Origin of the sequence: Rhodanobacter sp. B05 (assembly GCF_002001085.1) — a bacterium.
Taxonomy (GTDB): domain Bacteria; phylum Pseudomonadota; class Gammaproteobacteria; order Xanthomonadales; family Rhodanobacteraceae; genus Rhodanobacter.
Map to the genome: position 1 here is coordinate 248365 of NZ_MUNU01000015.1, position 22994 is coordinate 271358.

The 22994-nt window shown below is 66.4% G+C and carries 23 protein-coding genes and 1 tRNA gene; 15 read left to right on the forward strand and 9 right to left on the reverse strand.

Annotation, left to right across the window (positions count from 1 at the left end):
* Positions 1 to 96: 96 nt before the first annotated feature.
* From B0E47_RS09825 to B0E47_RS09835, 3 genes are all read left to right on the forward strand, one after another.
* On the forward strand, positions 97 to 708 hold the full coding sequence (locus B0E47_RS09825; protein WP_077514071.1) for an NAD(P)-dependent oxidoreductase: 612 nt from the start codon (positions 97 to 99) through the stop codon (positions 706 to 708).
* 54 nt (positions 709 to 762) lie between these two features.
* Positions 763 to 1335, forward strand: a complete 573-nt coding sequence (locus B0E47_RS09830) for an NADPH-dependent FMN reductase (RefSeq protein ID WP_077514072.1) — start codon at positions 763 to 765, stop codon at positions 1333 to 1335.
* A 71-nt stretch (positions 1336 to 1406) separates the two neighbouring features.
* Entirely contained in the window at positions 1407 to 2678 is a 1272-nt protein-coding gene (locus tag B0E47_RS09835; protein ID WP_077514073.1) for a M20 family metallopeptidase, read from the forward strand.
* Between the two features lie 21 nt (positions 2679 to 2699).
* On the opposite strand, the gene sigJ is transcribed toward B0E47_RS09835, so the two are convergent.
* The 6 genes from sigJ to B0E47_RS09865 all read right to left on the reverse strand — a co-directional run bounded on the left by sigJ (position 2700) and on the right by B0E47_RS09865 (position 8676).
* Complete coding sequence (gene sigJ, locus B0E47_RS09840; RefSeq protein ID WP_077514074.1) at positions 2700 to 3602, reverse strand: RNA polymerase sigma factor SigJ; 903 nt, start codon at positions 3600 to 3602, stop codon at positions 2700 to 2702.
* 74 nt (positions 3603 to 3676) lie between these two features.
* A complete protein-coding gene (locus B0E47_RS09845) occupies positions 3677 to 4630 on the reverse strand; it encodes an aspartyl/asparaginyl beta-hydroxylase domain-containing protein (protein WP_077514075.1) in 954 nt (317 codons plus the stop codon).
* Between the two features lie 35 nt (positions 4631 to 4665).
* On the reverse strand, positions 4666 to 5982 hold the full coding sequence (locus B0E47_RS09850) for a methyltransferase domain-containing protein (protein WP_139351414.1): 1317 nt from the start codon (positions 5980 to 5982) through the stop codon (positions 4666 to 4668).
* Positions 5939 to 7321 carry a PhoH family protein gene (locus B0E47_RS09855; protein ID WP_077514077.1) on the reverse strand — a complete coding sequence of 461 codons (1383 nt, stop codon included), beginning with the start codon at positions 7319 to 7321 and terminating at the stop codon, positions 5939 to 5941. The genes B0E47_RS09850 and B0E47_RS09855 overlap by 44 nt, the downstream gene beginning before the upstream one ends.
* A 63-nt stretch (positions 7322 to 7384) precedes the next feature.
* Entirely contained in the window at positions 7385 to 7846 is a 462-nt protein-coding gene (locus B0E47_RS09860; RefSeq protein WP_077514078.1) for a peroxiredoxin, read from the reverse strand.
* A gap of 254 nt (positions 7847 to 8100) precedes the next feature.
* Positions 8101 to 8676 (reverse strand): glycine cleavage system protein R, encoded by a 576-nt coding sequence (locus B0E47_RS09865; RefSeq protein WP_174566975.1) that lies wholly within the window; start codon positions 8674 to 8676, stop codon positions 8101 to 8103.
* Between the two features lie 128 nt (positions 8677 to 8804).
* Between B0E47_RS09865 and dapA the strand changes: the two genes are divergently transcribed.
* Both dapA and B0E47_RS09875 read left to right on the forward strand, forming a co-directional pair.
* On the forward strand, positions 8805 to 9701 hold the full coding sequence (dapA, locus tag B0E47_RS09870) for a 4-hydroxy-tetrahydrodipicolinate synthase (RefSeq protein WP_077514079.1): 897 nt from the start codon (positions 8805 to 8807) through the stop codon (positions 9699 to 9701).
* Between the two features lie 34 nt (positions 9702 to 9735).
* Positions 9736 to 10341, forward strand: a complete 606-nt coding sequence (locus B0E47_RS09875) for a hypothetical protein (protein ID WP_077514080.1) — start codon at positions 9736 to 9738, stop codon at positions 10339 to 10341.
* Between the two features lie 84 nt (positions 10342 to 10425).
* Here B0E47_RS09875 and fdxA read toward each other — a convergent pair whose 3' ends face one another.
* On the reverse strand, positions 10426 to 10749 hold the full coding sequence (gene fdxA, locus B0E47_RS09880) for a ferredoxin FdxA (protein ID WP_056714941.1): 324 nt from the start codon (positions 10747 to 10749) through the stop codon (positions 10426 to 10428).
* 225 nt (positions 10750 to 10974) lie between these two features.
* A tRNA-Glu gene (locus tag B0E47_RS09885) sits at positions 10975 to 11050 on the reverse strand.
* 189 nt (positions 11051 to 11239) lie between these two features.
* Between B0E47_RS09885 and pcnB the strand changes: the two genes are divergently transcribed.
* The 5 genes from pcnB (at position 11240) to panD (ending at position 15294) form a co-directional block, all read left to right on the forward strand.
* Positions 11240 to 12598 (forward strand): polynucleotide adenylyltransferase PcnB, encoded by a 1359-nt coding sequence (gene pcnB / locus B0E47_RS09890; RefSeq protein ID WP_077514247.1) that lies wholly within the window; start codon positions 11240 to 11242, stop codon positions 12596 to 12598.
* A complete protein-coding gene (folK, locus tag B0E47_RS09895) occupies positions 12595 to 13080 on the forward strand; it encodes a 2-amino-4-hydroxy-6-hydroxymethyldihydropteridine diphosphokinase (RefSeq protein WP_077514081.1) in 486 nt (161 codons plus the stop codon). Before pcnB ends, folK begins: the two co-directional genes overlap by 4 nt.
* 31 nt (positions 13081 to 13111) lie before the next feature.
* Positions 13112 to 13942, forward strand: a complete 831-nt coding sequence (gene panB / locus B0E47_RS09900) for a 3-methyl-2-oxobutanoate hydroxymethyltransferase (protein ID WP_077514082.1) — start codon at positions 13112 to 13114, stop codon at positions 13940 to 13942.
* Between the two features lie 18 nt (positions 13943 to 13960).
* Positions 13961 to 14806, forward strand: coding sequence for a pantoate--beta-alanine ligase (panC, locus tag B0E47_RS09905; RefSeq protein ID WP_077514083.1), 846 nt, complete (start codon positions 13961 to 13963; stop codon positions 14804 to 14806).
* A gap of 101 nt (positions 14807 to 14907) precedes the next feature.
* The gene (gene panD / locus B0E47_RS09910) at positions 14908 to 15294 is read left to right on the forward strand and encodes an aspartate 1-decarboxylase (protein WP_077514084.1); all 387 of its coding nucleotides are present in this window, start codon (positions 14908 to 14910) and stop codon (positions 15292 to 15294) included.
* Between the two features lies 1 nt (position 15295).
* Here panD and queG read toward each other — a convergent pair whose 3' ends face one another.
* Positions 15296 to 16378: a tRNA epoxyqueuosine(34) reductase QueG gene (gene queG / locus B0E47_RS09915; protein WP_077514248.1), complete on the reverse strand. Its 1083-nt coding sequence runs from the start codon at positions 16376 to 16378 to the stop codon at positions 15296 to 15298.
* Between the two features lie 41 nt (positions 16379 to 16419).
* Between queG and B0E47_RS09920 the strand changes: the two genes are divergently transcribed.
* The 5 genes from B0E47_RS09920 to B0E47_RS09940 all read left to right on the forward strand — a co-directional run bounded on the left by B0E47_RS09920 (position 16420) and on the right by B0E47_RS09940 (position 22803).
* The gene (locus B0E47_RS09920) at positions 16420 to 17916 is read left to right on the forward strand and encodes a bifunctional ADP-dependent NAD(P)H-hydrate dehydratase/NAD(P)H-hydrate epimerase (RefSeq protein WP_077514085.1); all 1497 of its coding nucleotides are present in this window, start codon (positions 16420 to 16422) and stop codon (positions 17914 to 17916) included.
* Positions 17913 to 18386: a tRNA (adenosine(37)-N6)-threonylcarbamoyltransferase complex ATPase subunit type 1 TsaE gene (tsaE, locus tag B0E47_RS09925; RefSeq protein WP_077514086.1), complete on the forward strand. Its 474-nt coding sequence runs from the start codon at positions 17913 to 17915 to the stop codon at positions 18384 to 18386. Before B0E47_RS09920 ends, tsaE begins: the two co-directional genes overlap by 4 nt.
* 184 nt (positions 18387 to 18570) lie before the next feature.
* Positions 18571 to 20025, forward strand: coding sequence for an N-acetylmuramoyl-L-alanine amidase (locus B0E47_RS09930; protein ID WP_077514087.1), 1455 nt, complete (start codon positions 18571 to 18573; stop codon positions 20023 to 20025).
* Between the two features lie 34 nt (positions 20026 to 20059).
* Entirely contained in the window at positions 20060 to 21862 is a 1803-nt protein-coding gene (gene mutL / locus B0E47_RS09935) for a DNA mismatch repair endonuclease MutL (protein WP_077514088.1), read from the forward strand.
* Between the two features lie 35 nt (positions 21863 to 21897).
* On the forward strand, positions 21898 to 22803 hold the full coding sequence (locus B0E47_RS09940; RefSeq protein ID WP_077514089.1) for a DUF1684 domain-containing protein: 906 nt from the start codon (positions 21898 to 21900) through the stop codon (positions 22801 to 22803).
* The last annotated feature ends 191 nt before the right edge of the window (positions 22804 to 22994 follow it).

Below are 22994 nucleotides of genomic sequence, written 5' to 3' on the forward strand. Positions count from 1 at the left end.
CTGGCGTGATCGGCGGGGCCTTGATGAACCCGAGGGAAGGCTATCAGGCAGCGCCTCCACGTGCGAACCCGGAAACCACCCTGCCCAAGGATTCTCATGAAAGTCGCATTGATCGGAGCCAGCGGCCATGTCGGCTCGCGCCTGCTGACGGAACTGCTCAACCGTGGCCACAGCGTCACCGGCATCGTACGCGACACCGCGAAACTGGCGAGCCGCCCCGGGCTGGCACTGAAGGCCGGCGACGCAACCCAACCGGCACAGCTCGCCCCGCTGCTGGCGGGCCACGACGTGGTGATCAGCGCCATGCGCTTTCAGTCATCCGACCCGAACGCACTGATCGCCGCGGTGAAGCAGGCCGGCGTGCCTCGACTGGTGGTGGTCGGCGGCGCGGCCAGCCTGGAAGTGGCCCCCGGCCAGGCACTGTTCGACGCCCCGGGCTTTCCCGAGGCTTACAAAGCCGAAGCAGCAGCCGGACGCTGCGCCCTCGACACCCTGCGTGCGGAAAATGACCTCGACTGGACCTTCCTGTCGCCCTCGGCCGAGTTTGCCCCGGGTGAACGGACCGGGACATTCCGCCTGGGTGGCGATCAACTGCTCAGCGACGCGAACGGCAAAAGCTGGATCTCGATGGAGGACTACGCGGTCGCCTTCGCCGACGAGCTGGAAATGCCGAAACACTCGCGACAACGTTTCACCGTCGGTTACTGACGCCGCGTCCCGCATCGAACTCCGTCCATCGGCAGCCTCATCCAGGGAACCCGCATGAAAACCTACAAAGTTGGCTATCTCGTCGGCAGCCTCGCCAAGGGCTCCATCAACCGCCTGCTGGCCAAGGCGCTCACCCGCCTCGCACCGGCGGGACTGGAGTTGGTGGAGATCCCGATCAAGGACCTGCCGCTGTACAGCTACGACTACGACGCCGACTTCCCGGCGGTGGCGCGCGCGTTCAAACAGGCGATCGCCGACGTCGACGGCGTGCTGTTTGTCACCCCGGAATACAACCGTTCGATCCCCGGCGCGCTGAAGAACGCGATCGACTGGGCCAGCCGGCCGTGGGGCAAGAATTCCTTCGCGCGCAAACCGTCCGGAATCATCGGTACCTCGCCGGGCTCGATCGGCACTGCGGTCGCCCAGCAGCAGTTGCGCGGGGTCATGTGCTTCTGCAACTCGCCGCTGATGAACACGCTGGAGGCGTATATCCAGTTCACCCCGGGCCTGATCACCGAGGATGGCGCCGTCACCAACGACTCCACCGCCGAGTTCCTGAGCAACTACATGAAGGAGCTGCACCTGTTCGTCGAGCGCGTGCTGACCGTGCACCCGCGCGAAGACTGAGAGCCCATGCGCCGGCTGCACGCGCGAAAAGTGACCTGACTGTCCTGCCACGTCCAAGCCGAGAGGGTTGCATGAACACGAAAAACGCGGATGTTTCCGGCCAGTGGTTCGCGAACCTGCCGAGCCTGCTGCCCGATCTCGAAGCGCTCTACACCGACATTCACGCCCATCCGGAATTGTCGATGCAGGAGACGCGCACGGCCGACCTTGCTGCCACCCATCTGCGCCAGGCCGGCTTCGAAGTGACCACCGGCGTCGGCGGCACCGGCGTGGTCGGCCTGCTGCGCAACGGCGACGGCCCGACCGTGATGCTGCGTGCCGACATGGACGCGCTGCCGGTCGCGGAGGCGACTGGCCTGCCGTACGCCAGCAAGGTCACCGCGAAGGACAAGGACGGCCATACGGTGCCGGTGATGCACGCTTGCGGCCACGATATGCACGTGACCTGGCTGGTCGGCGCGACCACCCTGCTCGCGCAGGCGCGCGAGCACTGGAACGGCACCGTGATGGCGGTGTTCCAGCCCGCCGAGGAAACCGGCACCGGTGCGCAGGCGATGATCGACGACGGTCTGTTCCAGCGCTTCCCGAAACCCGACATCGTGCTCGGCCAGCACGTGATGGTCGGCGTGGCCGGCACGATCAGCGGCCGCGCCGGGGTGATCACCTCGGCCGGCGACAGCCTGCAGATCCGCTTGTTCGGCCGCGGCGCGCACGGCTCGATGCCGCAGGCGAGCATCGACCCGGTGGTGATGGCCGCTTCGACCGTGCTGCGCCTGCAGACGATCGTGTCGCGCGAGCTCGCCGCGACCGAAGCCGCCGTGGTAACCATCGGCTCGCTGCAGGCCGGCACCAAGGAAAACGTGATCCCCGACGAGGCGATCATCAAGCTCAACGTGCGCACCTTCGACGAGGGCGTACGCCAGCGCGTGCTGGCCGCGATCACGCGCATCGTCAACGCCGAGGCGGCCGCATCGGGCGCGCCCAGGCCACCGGAAATCACGCCGCTGGACCATTACGCGCTGGTCGTCAACGATGCCGACGCGAACCGGAAAGTCGGCGATGCGTTCCGCCAGTATTTCCCGGAGGAACGCGTCGAGAAAACCCTGCCGACCTCGGCGAGCGAAGATTTCGGCTGTTTCGGCGCACAGTGGAAGGTGCCCTCGGTGTTCTGGTTCATCGGCGGCACCGATGCCGAGGTCTACGCGAAAGCGCTTGCTGCCGGGCGACTCAACGATCTGCCAACCAATCACAATCCGAAATTCGCGCCGGTCATCCAGCCGACCTTGCGCACCGGCGTCGAAACGCTGGTCGTCGCCTCGCTCGCGTGGCTGTCGGCGAGGTAGCGATTCTGCAGGGTCGGCCGTTCAGTGCAGGTACGTGGATGTCGCCGATTTCGTGACTGCCGCCAGCCGCGCGAGTTTGCCGGGGTGGCGCAGGGAGTGAATCGCGGTGATGCGCTCGCCGTCGTCGTCGATCCAGCTGGCCGAGACCAGGGTGTCGCCATGCCAGCCGAACAGGGCCGGCGTGCCATTGAGCTGGCCGATCTCGTGACGCACGCCATAGTGTTGCAGCTGCAACCCAAGCTGCATGTACAGCCGGGCCAGCCGCTCGGCGCCGTGCAGTGGATGCAGGGTGGCCCGCGCCAGGCCGCCGCCGTCGGCGACGCTCATCGCATCTTCGGCAAACAGGGCGCGCAGCGTGGGCATGTCGGGTTGCTGCAGTGCCTGCATGAAGCGTTCGAGCAGGCGCCGCTGGGTGTCGATATTCGGCATCGCCTGGTGCGGGCGATCCTCGCGCAGCCGCTGTTTCGCCCGATGCACGCGCTGGCGGCAGGCGTCCTCGCCGATGTCGAGCATCGCCGCCGTCTCGGCATGGCTGTAATCGAACACTTCGCGCAACAGGAAGGCGGCGCGTTCCTCGGGGCTCAGCCGTTCGAGCAACAGCAGGAAGCTCAGGGTCAGGCTTTCGGCGCGTTCCAGTTGCGCTTCGGGCTGCTCGGAGTCTGCGATCACCGGCTCCGGCAGCCACGGGCCGGGGTAATGCGCGCGTTCGGTCTTGGCGCGGCGCAGGCGATCCAGCGCGATGCGCGTGGTCACCGTGACCAGCCATGCCGTCGGATCGTCCAGCGCATCGGTGTCCTGCGCGTGCCAGCGCAGCCAGGCGTCGTGCAGCACGTCCTCGGCATCGCCGGGCGTGCCGAGCATGCGGTAGGCCAGCCCGAACAGGCGTTGGCGGTGTTGCTGGAACAGTGCGGTTTGCGGATCCATGATTTGTCTCCGTCGAGGTCGTCAACCAGGACGCATGGGCATCGCGCGATGTGACAGGCTCAGCGGAACGTCACCTATCGAAACAGCGGCCACGGGGCCAGGAAGATCAGCCACATCAGCAGCAGGATGCCGGCGTACTTGCCCGCCTTGTACAGCTTCCGGTGGCGGCGCTTGAACCCGGCCTTCCAGCGATGCGTGGCGCCCTTGCGCTGACTCATCGCATAGAGACGGTTCACGAAGCCGGTTTTCTCCGCGCCGCTGTCGCTGTTCGGGGAGGCGGTGATCCTGCCCATGAAGGCACCGACTCGATGGTTGATCGCGCTCATCCAGCGCGTGCGCAACGGCCGTTCGACGTCGGCGAACAGGATCACCCGGGTCTGGTCGGTCTTGTTCTCCACCCAGTGCACGAAGGTCTCGTCGAACACCACGTCCTTGCCGTCGCCCCAGGCGTGTTCCTCGCCGTCGACGAAGATGCGGCAATCGCGCGAGTTCGGCGTGATCAGGCCCAGGTGGTAGCGCAGCGAACCGGCGAACGGGTCGCGATGCGGGTTGAGCTTGCTGTTCGGCGCCAGCGTGGCGAACATCGCCGCCTTGATGCCGGGAATGGCGTTGAGCAACTCGACTGTCTTCGGGCACAGCGCCTCGGCCGAGGCCAGTGGCTCGCCGTACCACTTGAGGTAGAAACGCTTCCAGCCCTGCTTGAAGAAGCTGTTGAAGCTGGCGTCGTCGTTCTTCGTCGCGGCGCGGATGTAACCCTCGTCGAACAGGTGCAGCGCCTCGTCGCGGATGGCCTGCCAGTTCGCCTGCAGCAGGTCCAGCTGCGGAAAGCCGCGGCGGTCGAGGATGGGTCGCGCGGGCAGCGCCGAGAATGCATACATCAGCAGGTTGTACGGCGCGAAGATCGCCGAATGATCGACCAGCTGGCGATCGAAGCGCAACCGCACGCGGCCACGCAGGTGCACCAGCAGCACGCATAGCGCGAAGACGGCGAACAGAGCCAGCAGGACGAGGCGGGGAGCAAATATCATGAAAACGGGGATCGTGATGGTCGCGTAGCCGTATTCTACTCCGCCGGGACAGGGCCGGGCCCGGCAGCGTCGCGAAGCCGCCGCAGTTGCCGCTCGGTCAGTTCCACGTGGCGCTGCGGGCTGATGGGTACGTGGACGGGCTGCACCGCGTGGCCCCGGTGCCGCAACACGGCCACCATGTTCGCCGCAGGGTAGCGCTCCTCGGCGAGGACATTTGCATCGGCCTGCTGCACGTTGTCGATGAAGGTGCGATCGGCAGCATTGGCCGGGTCGAAATTGAAGCCGATGCGGCGCTCGACGAAGGGCATGATCGCGCCACCGAAGCTGTAGAAGAGCTCGAAGTCGAATGCGGCCAGCAGGCAGGCGACGACATCCTGCGCGCGCACTCCCTCGTTCGAATAGGCGGCGTGGTCGATCGACCGGTAGTTTTCGCAGACGCGACCGAAATGTCGGTCATGCCGTTGCGCCGGCGCGAGCGTGGCCCAGAATCGCTCCACCACCAGCGCCACGTCGGGCCATAGCTGATGGCCGTTGCGGCCGATGATATCCGAGCTGAGCAGCACACCTGCGGGCGCCAGCGATTGCCGCAGCGATGTGCAAAACGTTTCCAGTGCCGTCACGTGATGGAAGAACTGGTTGACGATGATCACGTCCTGCGCGGGCAGGGCGAACGGCTGGTTGCAATCCCGTACCTCGAATCGCATGGTATCGGCCACGTCTGCCGCCTGCGCCATGTCCGTGGCGTGCCGCATCAACCCGGGGTTGAAATCGAAGCAAGTGATCAGCACCGGTATGCCGTCGGACTTGAGGCCGCGGGCTAGCTCGATCTCCATGCCGGCGGCGCCGCAGCCGGCACTCGCCACGCGCACGGGTTCACCGGTCTCCCGGTTCCGTTGCACGATGCGGTCGCGGTACAGCGCCTCGGCCGAACCGAAACCCAGGCGCCGCGCCTCGTCTGCCAGATAGCGTCCCGTCCAGTAGTGGCAAATCGGTGGCAGCGTGTCGCCCTGGTATTGCGGCGTGACGCTGAACGCCACGCGTTCGGCCAGTGCCAGCAATCGGCGGCTTGCCGCTCCCGGCAATACACGAACGGCCGTCGCGATGACTCGCTTGGCGAGCAGTCGGTGACGATAGATGAGACTGCGCAGAGGCATGGCCGAGGCTACCGCAAGCTGGCCGGGATCCACGGCAACCGACGCTGTCTGCACTTGAGGCGGCTGCCGGCGATCTGCGGCAGCCGCCGGGCGGGGGCGGGCGGCGCCGGCAAGGCCGCCCATTCCCTTATGTGTGCGTCCCGGATTTCCCTCTTCAAAGCATCTCCGCCGCGAAATCCGCCAGCCGCGAGCGTTCACCGCGGCGCAGGGTGATGTGGGCCGAATGCTCCCAGTCCTTGAAGCGGTCGACCGCGTAGGTCAGGCCCGACGTGGTTTCGGTGAGGTAGGGCGTGTCGATCTGTTCGACGTTGCCGAGACAGACGATCTTGGTGCCGGGGCCGGCGCGGGTGATCAGGGTCTTCATCTGCTTCGGGGTGAGGTTCTGCGCCTCGTCGATGATCAGGTAGCGGCTGAGGAACGTGCGCCCGCGCATGAAATTGAGCGAACGGATCTTGATGCGCGAGGCGAGCAGGTCGTTGGTGGCCTGGCGGCCCCAGCTACCGCCGTCCTCGGGGTTGGCCAGCACCTCGAGGTTGTCGGTCAGCGCACCCATCCACGGCGTCATCTTCTCCTCCTCGGTGCCGGGCAGGAAGCCGATGTCCTCGCCCACCGAGACGGTGGCGCGGGTCATGATGATCTCGCGGTAACGCTGCTGATCCATCACCTGGGCCAGACCGGCGGCCAGCGCCAGCAGGGTCTTGCCGGTGCCGGCGTTGCCGAGCAGAGTGACGAAGTCGACGTCCGGATCCATCAGCGCGTTGAGCGCGAAGTTCTGTTCGCGGTTGCGTGCGCCGATGCCCCACACGTGGTGGTTGGCGTGCGAGTGGTCGTCGAGCAGGACCAGGGTGGCGTGGTCGTCGTCGAGTCGCAGCACGCGCAGTTCGACTTCGTTTTCTCCCGGCAGGTACAGGCATTCATTCGGGTGCCAGGGCTCGTCCTCGCGCCGGCCCAGTTCGTAGTAGGTACGGCCGTGCTCGGTCCATGAGCGGACTTCCGGGTGCCGATCCCAGAAGTCTGTCGGCAGCTCGGTCGACCCGGTGTAAAGCAGGGAGAAATCGTCCAGCGCGCGATCGTTCTCGTAATCCTCGGCGACGATGCCGTTGATGCTGGCCTTGATCCGGAGGTTGATGTCCTTGGTGACCAGGATGACGTCCCGGTCGGGATTCTGGTCGCGCAGTTCGAGCACGGCGGCCAGAATCTGGTTGTCGGCCTTGGCGTGGCCGTTGCTGCTGGTGCGGTGCTGGAAGTACAGCCGGCCGACGGAACCGCCCCGCTTGAGCTTGATGCCCTGCGGATTGCTCAGTTCCAGGCCTTCGCCAAGGTCATGCTGCTTGCCCAGTTCGATCAGTTCGTTGAGGAAGCGGCTGACCTGGCGGCCGTTGCGCGAGACTTCCGAGGCGCCTTTCTTCTTTTCGTCGAGTTCCTCCAGTACGGTCATCGGGATGAAGACGTCGTGTTCCTCGAAACGGAACAGCGAGGTCGGGTCATGCAGCAGGACGTTGGTATCGAGAGCGTAGATGCGCTTGCTTCCGGTCATGCGGAAGTGTCCTCGCTGGTGGGTGGAAAGAGGTGGCGGACGAAAACCATGGAAGGCGGGCAGTCAGCGGACGGGAATGGCGTCGAGCACGGCCTGGGCATGGCCAGGGACTTTCACGCCACGCCACTCGCGTGCCAACTTGCCGTCGGGGTCGATCAGGAAGGTACTGCGCACGATGCCCATGAAGCGTTTGCCGTACAGCACCTTCTCGTGAATCACGTCGAATGCGCGGCACCAGGTTTCGTCGGGATCGGACACGAGCGGGAACGGCAGTTCCTGCTTCGTGGCGAAATTGACGTGTGATTTCTGCGAATCGCGCGACACGCCGATGATCTGCGCGTGGCGCTTGTGGAAGGCGGCGTGCAGATCGCGAAAGTCCTTTGCCTCGTTGGTGCAGCCGGGGGTCGAGTCCTTCGGGTAGAAGTACACCACCAGCCACTGGCCCTTGAGGTCGGCCAGCTTCAGTTCATTGCCGTCGCCGGTGGTGCCTTTCAGCGCGGGCAGCTTTTTGCCGATTTCGAGCATGACGGATCCTGCACGGCGGCGGGTCGCCGTGCCAGAGGGTTGAGGGTTGGGTGGCGTGACATGGATGGCGGCGTTGCAGCGAGGCGGGCGAGCTGTCCTGGCGTGCCGGAAAACGCTGGCATGAATCGACTCGCAGCTTGCAATGCAACGTCCCTCCGGCAAGGTCACGCTCACAGACTAGCGCGGGCAGGGCAGCAGATGACAGGCCTTGTCAGGGCGACAGGTTCGCGCGATGCTCGGCGGACTGCTGGATCTCAGAATTTCACCGGATCCATGATCGCGTCGAGATTCAGGCCGTCGCACAATTCGAGGAAATCGTCGCGCAACGCGGCGATGTGGATATCCGCCGGAATGCCGATGGTGAACTGGGCCTGGAACATTTCCGCGCCGGTCTGCATGGCGTGATAGCGGGTGGAGTTCAGTTGTTCCACGCTGATCTCGTGCTGGCTGAAGAACTCCACGATCCTGGCCACGATGCCGGGCCGGTCGGCCGCCACCACCTCCACCAGGTAGGGCAGCAGGTGCGCGCTGTTTTCGCGCGGGCCGGTGCGGTAGTGCACCAGGCGCAGGCTTTCGTCGCGGGCGAGCTTGGCCAGTGCCGTTTCCAGCTTGGCCAGCGCGTCCCAGGCGCCACTGGCCAGCAACATCAGCGAGACTTCCGTGCCGATCGTCGAGACGCGCGATTCGGAAAGATTGCAGCCGGCATCGGCAATGCGCCGCGCCAGTGCCAGCAACGGCGACTTGCCTGCCGGGGTGAGCGCCTGGATCAGCAGGTGGTTGTCGCTGCCCGTGCGGTTGGCCGCGAGGGAAGCAGTGGAGGAAGGTTTCAAGAAAGTCCACCTGTGGGCATCGTATCGCCCGATGCGGAAGCATCAGGTTACTCCCGTCGAGCTTACTTGCCCGCGTTGCGAGGCGGCAAGTAACATGCAGGGCTTGCCTTGACCGTGGAACCCGAGTCGTGAACATTCGTGGAAGCATCTGTGCGCTGGTCACCCCGTTTGCGGCCAACGGTGCGCTCGACCTGACCGCGTTTGGCCGTTTGCTCGACTACCAGATCGGCGGCGGCACGCAGGCGCTGGTGGTGGCCGGGTCGACTGGCGAGGCGCACATGCTGGAACACCACGAGTTCGACCGCCTGCTCGCGTTTGCGCTCGAGCATGTGGGCGGTCGGGTGCCGGTCATTGCCGGTACCGGCGAGGCGGGGACCGCCAAGACGGTGGCGCTGACCCGTCGCGCGCAGGCCCTGGGCGCCGACGCAGCCCTGGTGGTGACGCCGTACTACGTGCGCCCCACGCAGGAGGGCCTGTTCCGGCATTTCACCGCGGTTGCCGACGAGGGTGGCCTGCCGGTGATTCTCTACAACGTGCCCGGCCGTACCGGTTGCGACCTGCTGCCCGACACCGTGGCAAGGTTGCGCGAGCACACGGCGATCATCGGCATCAAGGAGGCGCGTGGCGACCGCGAGCGGATTTCGGCGCTGGCGGAACTTGTGCGCGCGGATTTCGTCTATCTGTCCGGCGACGACGGCAGCGCCGGCGAGGCGATGCTGGCTGGTGCGGCGGGCACCGTCTCGGTGGTGGCCAATCTGGTGCCGCAGGCATTCCGCGCCTTGTGCGACGCGGCTACCGGCGGCGATCAGGCGGCGACGGGACGGTGTCATGCCGCACTGGAGCCGTTGTTGCGGGCACTGGACTGCGCCCCCAACCCGATCGCGGTCAAGGCCGGCATGCCGGCCCTGGGACTGGGTTTGGGCTTGCCGCGTCTGCCGCTGGTGGAATTGAACGACGGTCCGGATCGCGCCCGATTGCACGAGGCGCTGTCCAGTCTGGCATCCTTGGCGACTGTGGCCGGTTGATTCCTGCCCGACTTACCTCACGGAATTTGACTCAATGAAGAAAACTTCACTCCTCCTGGTCCTGCCGGCAGTGGCCCTCGGCGGCCTGCTGCTCACCGGTTGCAGCATGTTCCGCTCGCACAATGCCTGGGAGAAAGCCCAGCAGGAGTCGCCGCTGGAGGTTCCGCCAAGCCTCGATCGTCCGTCCACCAGCGATGCCCTGGTGATCCCGCCGCCGGGGGCGAACCAGCCGACGGCAAATGGTGCAACGGCGTCCGTGGCCGGGGTTCCCGGCCAGGCTGGTCAGATTTCCGATGGTTTCGTGCATCCCGGCAGTGTCGACAGCGTCTACCAGCGGGTGGGCCAGATCGTGGCCGCGGGTGGCTTGGGCCAGACGGTGAGCCACGACGATGCCACGCATGCCTACGTGGTCAGCGTGAGCGGCGCCGACGTGAAGCAGAAGAAGCGGGGCTTCTTCAGCCGACTGTTCCGGCGCGACAAGAGCGATGCCGCCAGCACCACCGGCGGTGGCGTGCACCAGGTGCAGATCAGCATCGCCAGCAGTGGCGCCGATGCCAGCGAAGTGCGCGCCCAGAGCGATTCGCTGGCTGCGGTGGCCAGCGTGATCGATACCTTGAAATCGAAGCTTGGCAAGAAGTGATTCCTCGCGGCAGCAGGCCGCACGGACAAAAGGAAACGCCGCCCTTGGGCGGCGTTTCCTTTTGTCCGGGTCATGCGGCGTCGATCAGCGCTGCAGCAGTTCGAGCTTGCCTGGCTTGCCTTCCCAATCCTTTGCGTCGGCCGGAGCATCCTTGCGCTCGGTGATCACCGGCCAGCCCTTGGCCAGTTCGGCATTCAGCGCCACCAGCGCCTCCTGGCCGGCCGGCACGTCGTCTTCGGGGTAGATCGCGTTGATCGGGCACTCCGGTTCGCACAGGGTGCAGTCGATGCACTCGTCCGGATCGATCACCAGGAAATTGGGGCCTTCGTGGAAGGCATCGACCGGACACACCTCGACGCAATCGGTGTACTTGCACTTGATGCAATTGTCGATGACGACGAAAGTCATGGGATCAACTCAGCTGTAAAGAAGGCGGTCGGAGGGCTCTTGTTGAAGAGCGTCGGAGTGCTCTCGCGAAGTACACCGAAGGGCTCTTGCGAAGTTCGGCGGAGGGCTTTCTCTTGTGAAGAGTGCGGCCATGGATGGCCGCCTTTAGTTCAGCCAACGGCCTGAAACGTCGGGTTATCCGGATATTTCCAGACAGCCGCGATCATGGATGATCGCACAAGCGAATGGTGCTCCCTACGAGACTCGAACTCGTGTTCCCGCCTTGAGAGGGCAGTGTCCTGGGCCACTAGACGAAGGGAGCGTTATCCTGCGAAGCGCGCTAGTATAGCGGAATTGTTTCGGACGGCAATGCGCGGTTGACGCCGCCGGCAGCGTTCGAGGCAGCCCTCGCGGATGCGCTTGTTGCCGTCACGCGGGGCGATCGGCGATGCTCGGCATCGTGACTCACGGCAACCACGAGGCGGTCTGGCCTCGCAAGGATTTCAACCGCTTGAATCTCGAATCACGGACCGACCTCGCCCCGACGCTGCGGATCATTCCGCGCGACCAGCACATCATTTCGCGCAAGAACATCAGCAAGGCGGCGCTGCGGGTGCTGTACCGGCTCAACGAGGCCGGTTATGCGGCCTATCTGGTCGGTGGTGCCGTGCGCGACCTGCTGCTCGGGGTCCAGCCGAAGGATTTCGACGTCGCCACCGATGCCACCCCGGACGAGGTGAAGAAGCTGTTCCGCAATTGCCGCCTGATCGGTCGCCGTTTCCGGCTTGCGCACGTGGTGTTCGGGCCCGAGATCATCGAGGTGGCGACCTTTCGCGGTACCGGCGAGGAAGGCGGCGAAGGCGATCGGCATATCGTGGACGGCCTTATCGTTCGTGACAACATCTGGGGCACGATCGAGGAGGACGCGATTCGCCGCGACTTCCGCGTCAACGCGATGTACTACGACATCAGCGATTTCTCCGTACGCGATTATGTCGGTGGCATGCGCGATCTCGAGGATCGCGTGCTGCGATTGATCGGTGATCCGGAAGTGCGCTACCACGAGGACCCGGTGCGCATGCTGCGGGCCGCCCGGTTGGCGGCCAAGCTCGGTATGCGCATTGATGCCGCCGCCATGGCGCCGTTCGAATCGCTGGGTCCCCTGCTGGCGGATGCCGCGCCGGCACGCCTGTTCGATGAATCGCTGAAGATGTTCCTCAGCGGCAACGGCTTGAAGAGCTTCCGCATGCTGGAGCAGTCCGGACTGCTGAGGTTCCTGTTTCCGGCCACCGCGCGGGCGCTCAAGCGCGGCGACGCCGCACTGCGCTCGTTGGTCGAGCAGGGCCTGGCCAATACCGACGCACGGATCGGCGAGGGCAAATCGGTTACCCCCGCCTTCCTGTTCGCCGTGCTGCTGTGGGGCGAGGTGCGCGACCTGGCCCTGCAGGCCATCGAGCGCGGCCAGGACGGCAACGAAGCCTGGGAACGCGCAGCGACCAAGGTGGTTGGCGAGCAGTGCCAGCGCGTGGCGATCCCGCGGCGGTTCACCTTCACGATGGAGGAGATCTGGTCGCTGCAACCGCGGTTCGAGCAGGTCCAGCGCAAGCGCGTGTTTCGCCTGATGGCCCACCCGCGCTTTCGTGCCGCCTTCGATTTCCTGCTGCTGCGCGCCGACGAATCCGTCGCGATGCGCGAACTGGGCCAATGGTGGGCACACGCCCAGCAGTTGCCGCAAGAGGTACTCGCCGCGGCCCTGCCGGTGGGAGGCGGCCCTGCCGCCGTCGAGCCGACGCCGGTGTCGGCGGCAAAAAAACCGCCCAGGCCGCGTCGGCGCCGCCGCAAGCGCGCTGACCAACCGGGTTCCGTGTGACGCTGGCCTACGTTGCACTGGGCAGCAACCTCGGCGATCCCCGGCAACAGGTGCTCGACGCCGTCGCGGCGCTTGCCGGCTTGCCGGAAACGCGTTTGCTGCGGCGTTCGGCGCTCTATCGCACGCCGCCGTGGGGTGTGCTGCAGCAGCCGTCGTTCATCAATGCGGCCGTCGAAATCGATACCGGACTGTCGCCATCGGCGTTGTTGCAGGCGTTGTTGGCGATCGAGCAACGGGCGGGTCGGGTGCGCGCCGAGCGCAACGGCCCGCGCATACTGGATCTGGACGTGCTGCATGTGGACGGCGTGCAGCTCGACTCCCCGGAGCTGACCCTGCCGCATCCGCGCATGGCCGATCGGGCCTTCGTGCTGTTGCCCCTCAACGACGTGGCACCGGGATTGACCCTGCCGGGGCTCGGCACGGTAGCGGAGCTGCTGGTCCGGATCGATCCGGCCGGTTGCGAGAGGCTGCTTGAGCCATAATCGGCGACCAGCCATTCGATCAGGAAGTGCCGTGTACGTGCAAAACGCGAGTGTCCCCGACCGCAAGCCGGTGACCGTGCCTGGCCTGCGCGCGATGAAGGCACAGGGGCAACGCATCGTCATGCTCACCGCCTACGACGCCAGTTTCGCCTGGCAGCTGGAGGCTGGCGGTGTCGATGTCGCCCTGGTCGGCGATTCGCTGGGCATGGTGGTGCAGGGACACACCAGCACCTTGCCGGTGACGCTGGAGCACATGGTCTATCACACCTCGGCGGTTGCGCGCGGATTGTCGGCGACCCTGCTGGTGGCCGACCTTCCGTTCATGGCGGACCGCGACGTGGCGCACGCGCTGGAGGCCGGCGCCCGGCTGGTCGGCGAAGCGGGAGCGGCGATGGTGAAGATCGAAGGTGGCGCGGCGCATGTCCTCGACGCGATCGCGGCACTGACCGCGCGCGCGATCCCGGTGTGCGCGCACCTGGGATTGACTCCGCAGTCGGTACATCGGTTCGGCGGCTTCCGCGTGCAGGGACGCGAACAGGCGGCCGCCGATCGGGTGCTGGCCGATGCGCTGGCGGTGCAGGCAGCCGGTGCGGAGCTGCTGGTGATGGAAGGTGTGCCGGTGGCGCTGGGGCAGCGGGTGACCGAGGCCTTGGCGATTCCGGTCATCGGCATCGGCGCCGGCCCGCACTGCGATGGCCAGGTCCTGGTGATCCACGACATGCTCGGCATCACGCCGGGCAAGCGACCCAAGTTCAGCAAGGATTTCCTGGCCGGGCGTGATTCTGTCGGTGCGGCGATCGCCGCGTATGCCGAAGATGTGCGCAGCGGCGCCTTCCCGGCGCCGGAACACTGTTTCAACTGAGCAGCGAGTCACCGCGTCATGCAAACCGTACAAGATGCTCCGGCCCTGCGCGCCGCGATTCGCGGCTGGCGCGGCAAGGGCCAGACGGTGGGCTTCGTGCCGACCATGGGCAACCTGCACGCCGGCCATCAATCGCTGATCAGGCTGGCGCGCGCGCGCGCGGACCGGGTGGTCGCCAGTGTGTTCGTCAACCCCACGCAATTCGGCCCGAACGAGGATTTCGAACGCTATCCGCGCACCCTGGTGCAGGATCAGGCGGCGCTGGCCGATGAAGACTGCGACCTGCTGTTCGCGCCCGAGGTGGACACGATCTATCCGTTCGGCGCCGGACATGGTGTGAGCCTGCGCGTGCCGCAAATCACCGAGGTGCTGGAAGGGGCGCACCGGCCCGGTCATTTCGATGGCGTGGCCACCGTCGTGTGCAAGCTGTTCCACCTGGTGCAACCGGATCTGGCCGTCTTCGGCCAGAAGGATTTCCAGCAGTTGAAGGTGATCGAACGCATGGTGCGCGACCTGTCACTGCCGGTGAAGGTGCTCGCGGCGCCGACCCTGCGCGCCGACGACGGCCTGGCGCTGAGTTCGCGCAACCAGTACCTGTCTGCCGCCGAGCGCGCACAGGCACCGCTGATCCACGATACCCTGCTGAAAATGCGCGAATTGCTCGGCAAGGGCCATGCCTGGCATGCGCTGGAGCAGGTCGCCGCGGCGCGCCTGACACGTGCCGGATTCGTGCCGGATTATGCGGTGATCCGCCGCGCCGAGGACCTGGCCGAGCCGGTTGAGGGCCAGCGCGACGGCCTGATCGCCCTGATCGCGGCACGCCTCGGTTCGACCCGCCTGATCGACAACTTGCTGTTTGACTGACCCAGACCCATATTGGAGTCGATATCGCCGATGTTGCAGCGCAACGTCAACGGTTCGATAATTGCCGACTTTGCAGGCTGTCCCTGCGGGAAAGTAACGTCATGCAACTGAACATGTTCAAGTCGAAGATCCATCGTGCGACGGTCACCCATGCCGAACTGCACTACGAAGGTTCGATCGCGATCGACGGCAACCTGCTGGACGCCGCCGGCATCCGCGAGTACGAGCAGATCCACGCCTGGGACATCGACAACGGCCAGCGTTTCGTCACCTACGCGCTGCGCGCCGAGGAAGGCTCGGGCATCATCTCGGTGAACGGCAGTGCCGCACGCAGCGTGCAGGTGGGCGACCTGATCATCATCGCGGCGTTCGCCCAGCTGAGCGAGGCAGAGCTGGAGAAGTTCCAGCCCACCTGCGTCTACGTCGAAGAGAACAATCGCATCAGCCACACCAACCGCTCGATCCCCAAGCAGATGGCGGCCGCCTGATTCAGCCCGCAACGGCGGCGTCAGCCTGACGCTCCAGTGCCCATGCCACATGTTCGCGCACGATCGCCGAAGCGTGCCCGGCGCGGGCGTTGAGTGCATCGCGCGCGGCGGCGGAGGGCGGTGCATTGCCCAGCGCCACCGCGATGTTGCGCAACCAGCCATCGTAACCGGTGCGGCGGATCGCCATGCCTTCGGTGCGCTTGAGGAATTCCTCTTCGGTCCAGCCGAACAATTCGACCAGTTTCGCGCCGTCCAGACGGTGCCGCGGTGCAAAGTCCGCTTCGGTGGCGACCTGCGCGAACTTGTTCCACGGGCACACCAACTGGCAGTCGTCGCAGCCGAAGATGCGGTTGCCCATCGGGGCACGCAATTCCTCCGGGATGCTGCCTTTCAATTCGATCGTGAGATAGGAGATGCAGCGTTTGGCGTCGAGCTGGTACGGCCCGACGATCGCCTGGGTCGGGCAGACGTCGATGCAGCGCGTGCACGTTCCGCAGTGCTCGTTGGCCGGCGTGTCCATCGGCAGCGGCAGATCGGTGTAGAGCTCGCCCAGGAAGAAGTACGAGCCGGCGCGCCGATTGATCAGTACGGTGTGCTTGCCGATCCAGCCCAGGCCGGCATTGCGTGCCAGTGCCTTTTCCAGCACGGGCGCGGAATCGACATAGGCGCGATAGCCGAAGTCGCCGACCACGTCGTGGATGCGCTCGGCCAGTTTCTGCAGGCGGTTGCGCATCAGCTTGTGGTAGTCGCGCCCCAGCGCGTAGCGCGACACATAGCCGGCCTCGGCATCGCCAAGCACCTGCCAAGCATTCGCCGCGCCCGGCGGGATGTAGTCCATGCGCACCGAGATGATCCGTTGCGTGCCGGGTTCCAGCTCGGCCGGGCGGCTGCGCCGGGTGCCGTGGCGCGCCATGTATTCCATCTCGCCATGGTGGCCGCCATCGAGCCAGCGCTGCAGGTGCCGCTCGTCCTCGGCCAGCCCGGTGCCGCTGATACCCGCCTCGGCAAAACCCAGCTCGATCGCCCAGCGCTTGATGTCGCGCGCGAGTGCGGCGTAGTCGGGAAGATCAGATGGAGCAGCCATGGACATCGGCCCATTGTAAGCCTGCCCCTATAATCCACCGCATGTCCGGGCACCAGCACAGTCGCGATCTGTATACCGTCGAGCGCATGCGCGAAATCGATCGCGCGGCGCTGGCCGCGCTGGACATCTCCGGCGTCGAGCTGATGCGACGTGCCGCCCGCGCTGCCCTGGACAGCCTGCGACGGCACTGGCCGCAGTTGCGCAGGATCTGCATTCACTGCGGCCCGGGCAACAATGGTGGCGATGGCTTCCTGCTCGGCGTGCTGGCGCGCGAGGCCGGTTTTCATGTCGAGCTGGTGGCCTTGACGCCGGTTTCCCGGGGGGATGCCGTGGCGGCGCGTGCCGCGTGGGAGGAGGGTGGCGGCCAGGTGCTTCCGTGGGCGGCGCACGGCAGCCTGCCCGAGGCCGAATTGCACGTGGATGCGCTGTACGGCATCGGCCTCGATCGCGAACCGGAACCCGCTGCGGCGAGCCTGATCGAACGCATCAACGCCAGCGGGGCACCCGTTCTGGCGCTGGATGTTCCTTCCGGGTTGAACGCGGACAGCGGGCAATGTCCCGGCGTGGCGGTTCGCGCGGAGGTCACGGTCAGCTTCATTGCGCACAAGCGCGGACTGCATACGGGGCGCGCGGCCGATCATGTTGGTGCGCTGGAACTGGCGACCCTGGGCATGCCGGCCACGGCGTACGCCCACGTGCTGCCCGATGCGCGACTGCTGTCCGCCGAAAACCTGCCGCCGCGTGCGCGCTACGCCAACAAGGGCAATCACGGCCACGTGCTGGTGATCGGCGGCGACCACGGCATGGCCGGCGCCGTGCAACTGGCAGGCATGGCGGCGCTGCGTGCCGGTGCGGGGCTGGTCAGCGTGGCGACTCGCGCCGCGCACGTGTTCGCGCTGAACGCGGCGCGCCCGGAGTTGATGGCGCATGGCGTCGACGGACCGCAGGCGCTGCAGCCGATGCTCGAACGTGCCGATGTGCTGGCGCTCGGACCCGGACTGGGCCGCTCCGCGTGGGGGCACGCATTGTGGCTGACGGCGCTGGACAGCGGCAGGCCGCTGGTGCTCGATGCCGACGGCCTGAACCTGCTGGCGAGCGAGCCGCGGCCGTTCTCAGGGCCCACCGTGCTGACCCCGCACCCCGGTGAGGCGGGCCGCCTGCTCGGCGTGTCCACGGCCGAGGTCGAACGCGACCGCTTTGCGGCCGCACGGGAGCTTGCGCGTCGTCATGCCGCCGTGGTGGTACTGAAAGGTGCCGGCAGTCTGATCGCCGATCCGGATGGACGTCTGGACGTCTGTTCGTGGGGTAATCCCGGCATGGCTTCCGGCGGCATGGGCGATCTGCTCACCGGGATCATTGCGGCGTTGCTGGCGCAGGGCTGCGATGCATGGCAGGCAGCCTGCATCGGGGCGGGCCTGCATGCTCGCGCCGGAGACCGCGCCGCGCAAGCGGGTGAACGCGGCCTGCTGGCCAGCGACCTGCTGGCGCCACTGCGCGCGCTGGGCAACGGCCTGTCGAGCGGCGGCCCGGGGGCATGAACGGGAAGATCGAAATCGGTCCAATCTGGCCATTGCCCGACGAGGCGGCGACGGCGGCGCTGGCAATGCGCGTGGCGACGCTGCTGGATGACGGGCTGGTGTTCTACCTGCACGGTCCGCTCGGTGCCGGCAAGACCAGCTTCGCGCGTGCCTTGCTGACCGCCCTCGGCGTGGGGGAGCGGGTGAAGAGCCCGACCTACAGCCTGATGGAGGGTTACATGGCGCGGGAACGGCCGGCCTGGCACCTGGATCTGTATCGCATTGCCGATCCGGGCGAGCTCGAATGGCTGGGTCTGGACGCGCTGACCGACCCGGGCGCGCTGGTGCTGGTGGAGTGGCCGGAGCGCGGCGCGGGTGCGTTGCCGGCCGCTGATCTCGAGCTTCGCCTCGACTATGCCGGCGAGGGCCGTCAGGCGCAGCTGCGCGCGTTCACTCCGCGTGGCGACAGGTTGCTCCGACAGTTGTCTTGAACGTGGCCAAGTGCCGATTTTTGCTTGATATTTCCCTGATCCCCTGATTCCGGCAAGGATCTGTTCGGAATGCGCGACTTGCAGCCAATAACTTGATATCGCCTGATGAATGACGCGCAGGCCTTGGATATTAAAAGAAAAACCCCTATTGCATTCGACCCATGACTGCGTTTCAATGCGGCTCATGAGGGGCTACCTGAACAACTTGGCCGGTCTTGTCGTCGCTGCGCTTTTGGCGGGTGCCCCGCTGGGCGGCGCGCGCGCCGCCGAGGTGAAGGATGCACGGGTATGGGCCGGCCCGGAGTACACCCGCGTGGTGCTCGATGCCAATGGCCCCCTGCAATACAAGATCGAGCAGAAGGGCGGCCAGATCGTGGTCGAGCTGGGCGACAGCCAGGCGGCGGCCGATTTTTCCGCACCTGCGGCGCAGGGGCTCTACCGGGGCTTGAGCCAGGCCCGCAGCGGCAACAATCTGCGGCTCACCGCCAACGTCGACCCGTCCAGCCAGCTCAAGAGCTTCGTGCTTGCCCCCGCCGGTGGCGAGGATTTCCGGCTGGTGCTGGATCTCTATCCGGGCAAGGCCAAGCTTGCCGGCAGCGTTGCCACCCAGGCACCGCCTGCGGCGGCCCCGTCGTACAGCAACCCGACCCACAGCCGCCGGGTGGCCGCCGAGCAGGCGGCGGCGATGCTCAACGGGCAGCGCGCGGTCGTGGTGGCGATCGACGCAGGCCACGGCGGCAAGGACCAGGGCGCCCACGGCCCCGGCGGCACCCTGGAAAAGAACGTCACCCTGGCGGTGGCGCGCGACCTGGCGGCGCAGATCAATCGCCAGCCGGGCATGAAGGCGGTGCTGACCCGTGATGGCGATTACTTCATTCCTCTGGCCCAGCGCTACAAGATCGCCCGCGAGAACAACGCCGACCTGTTCGTCTCGATCCACGCCGACTCCTTCACCAGTGACGACGCCAGGGGTTCGTCGGTGTGGGTATTGTCGTCGCGCGGCAAGACCAGCATGGCCGCCCGCTGGCTCGCCGATGGCCAGAACCGGTCCGACCTGATCGGTGGAGTCAGCCTGGACGACAAGAACGACGGGCTGGCCAAGGTGCTGCTGGACTTGCAGCAGGGTTGGGCCATGCAGGCCAGCGACGAGGTTGCCGGCAACGTGCTCAAGGCATTGGCGAAACTGGGGCCGACCCATCGTGGCTACGTCGAGCGCGCCAACTTCGTGGTGCTGCGTTCGCCTGACGTGCCCTCGATCCTGGTCGAGACCGCATTCATCAGCAATCCGCTGGAGGAGCGCAAGCTGCGCGACCCCGGCCACCAGAAGCTGCTCGCCGAAGCGGTGATGAGCGGCGTGAAGAACTATTTCGAGTCGACGCCGCCGCTTGGCACGTGGTTCGCGGCGCAGGCCGCGCAGCGCAACGGCACCCGCGTCGCCTCCGTCAGCGGTGCGGGCGCGGCGGTCGCCGCGATCGGCCAGCCATCCTCGCGTTCGGACACGCACAAGGTCGGGCCCGGCGAGAGCCTGAGCAGCATCGCGCGGCAATATGGGGTCAGCGTGGGCGCGCTGAAGAGCGCAAACCAGATCAACAGCAACAGCGTGCGTGCCGGGGCCTTGCTGACGATTCCGTCGAGCTGACGGCGCGGCACTCGTTCGCTGCTAAAGTTCGCGGATGTCCGCGATCCGCCTGCTTCCTCCCGAACTCATCAACCAGATCGCCGCCGGCGAAGTCATCGAGCGGCCGTCGTCCGTGGTCAAGGAACTGGTCGAGAACAGCCTCGATGCCGGCGCCACGCGGATCGAGGTGGATATCGAAGCCGGTGGCGCACGCCTGATCCGCGTGCGCGACGACGGCGGCGGCATTCACGTCGACGAGTTGCCGCTGGCGGTGGCCTCGCATGCGACCAGCAAGATCGGCAGTTTCGACGACTTGGAGCACGTCGCCAGCATGGGTTTTCGCGGCGAGGCGCTGGCCTCGGTGTCGTCGGTGTCGCGCTTTGCGCTGACCTCGCGCGTGCGCGGCCAGGACGCGGCGTTCCGGGTCGAGGTCGACGGTGGCAAGTTGCAGGCGGCGCGACCGGCGCAGCATCCGCCGGGCACCAGCGTCGAGGTGCGCGACCTGTTCCACAACGTGCCGGCGCGACGGAAATTCATGCGCGCCGAGCGCACCGAGTTCGCCCACATCGACGACCTGCTCAAGTCGCTGGCACTGGCGCGCAGCGCGGTGGAGTTCCGGCTCAGCCACAACGGCAAGCCGGTGCGCATCTGGAAAGTGGCGCGCGATGAGCAGGCCGCGCTGCAGCGGGTCGCCGAGGTGCTCGGTGCAGAGTTTCCGGCGCAGAGTCTGCGCATCGATCACGCCGCGGCCGGACTGCATCTGTCCGGCTGGGTCGGCTTGCCCACCGCATCGCGGGCGCAGGCGGACTCGCAGTATTTCTACGTCAACGGTCGGCTGGTGCGCGATCGCATCGTGGCGCATGCGGTACGCCAGGCGTATGCCGACGTGCTGTTCCACGGCCGCCATGCGGCCTTCGTGCTGTACCTGGAACTCGATCCGGCCGGGGTCGACGTGAACGTGCACCCGGCCAAGCACGAGGTGCGCTTCCGCGAGCAGCGGCTGGTGCACGATTTCCTGTTTCGCACCCTGCACGAGGCACTGGCGCAGACGCGTGCCGGGCAGGTGGTTTCGCAGGCACAGGAGGCTGGCGGCAGTCTGCGCATGTCCGGCACCTCGACGCCGATGCCCATGCCGCAGGCCTGGTCGGCGCGCGCCGACCAGAGCCGCTTGTCACTGGGCGTGCGCGACGAACCGCTGGCCGACTATGCCGCGCTGCTTGGCGAATCGCCGCGTACGTCGCCGCTGGCCGAGGCCGAGGCCGAGCCCGGCGAGGCCCCGCCGCTGGGTTTCGCGATCGCCCAGCTCAAGAGCATCTACGTGCTAGCCGAGAATGCGCACGGGCTGATCCTGGTGGACATGCACGCAGCGCACGAGCGGATCACCTACGAGAAACTGAAGTCCGGCCGCTCCGGCAGCAACCTGCGCTCGCAGATGCTGCTGGTGCCGCTGTCGATCGCGGTCAGCGCGAAGGAAGCGGCGGCGGCGGAGGAATACGCCGAAGCGCTGGCCGGTTGGGGTCTCGAGTTGTCGCGCAGCGGCCCGGCGAGCATTGTGGTTCGCCGCATTCCGGCCTTGCTGGAAGGCGCCGATGTCGCGCAGCTGAGCCGTGACGTATTGTCGGAGCTGGCCCAGCACGGCAGTTCGCGCCGGCTGCAGGAACTGGAAAACGGGCTGCTCTCGACCATGGCCTGCCATGGCTCGGTGCGCGCCGGTCGCCGCCTGAGCATTCCGGAAATGAACGCCCTGTTGCGCGAGATGGAGGCCACCGAGCGTTCCGGACAGTGCAATCATGGGCGTCCGACCTGGGTGCAGCTGAGCGTGGCCGAGCTCGACAAGTTGTTCATGCGCGGTCGTTGACCTGCCCCGATGAAACCGTTCCCCTGGAGTTGACGATGTTTCGTACCAGCTTTCTTGTTGCCGCCACTATTCTGGGAGTCGTTACCGTGCACGCCACCGACGTCGACAGTTACAAGCACAGCATCGAGCAGTGGCATGCCGGTCGCGTCGAGCGGTTGACCGCACCCGACGGCTGGCTGAGCCTGATCGGGCTGGAGTGGCTCAAGCCTGGCGCCAACCGGGTCGGTAGCGCGACGGACAACGACATCGTGCTGAAAGCCGGGCCGGCGCATCTGGGTGTGGTGACGTTTGCCGCAGATGGCAGCGTGCAGATCACCCTGGCCGCGGGTAGCGGGGCCCTCGTCGACGGCAAGGCCGCGCAACAAGCGACGTTGATCGACGATGCGCACGCCGGCGACGCCACGCCGACCACGGTGAGTTTCGGCGCCGCGAGCTTCTACGTGATCGATCGCGACGGCCGCAAGGGGCTGCGCGTGAAGGACACCGAGTCACCCGGTCGCAGGCATTTCGTCGGTATCGACTCGTTCCCGATCGACCCGTCCTGGCGGATCGAGGCCGCCTGGGTGCCGGCCAAACCCGGCGAGACGCTGGAGATGGGCACCGCCATCGGCACCATCGACAAGTTCCCGGTGCCGGGCAAGCTGGAATTCACCCGCGACGGCAAGCACTTCGAATTGCTGCCGGTGATCGAGGAACCCGGCGACGCGCAATACTTCATCGTGTTCGCCGACCGTACCAGCGGCAAGGAAACCTATGGTGCCGCGCGTTTCCTCTATATCGATCCGCCGAAGGATGGCAAGGTCGTGCTGGATTTCAACAAGGCCTACAACCCGCCATGCGCCTTCACGCCGTTCGCCACCTGCCCGCTGGCGCCACCGGAAAATCGCCTGAATCTGCGCGTGACCGCCGGCGAGAAGAAATACGCCGGCGGGCATGATTGATCGTGGTCCCACGGATTGCCGCCCACCCGTAGGAGCCCGCTTGCGGGCGATGCTCTTTTCACGGGATTCGGAAATCGGGATTCGGAAATCGGAATTCGGAAATCGGGATTCGGGATTCGGGATTCGGGATTCGGGATTCGGGATTCGGGATTCGGGATTCGGGATTCGGAAGAGCATCGCCTGCAAGCGGG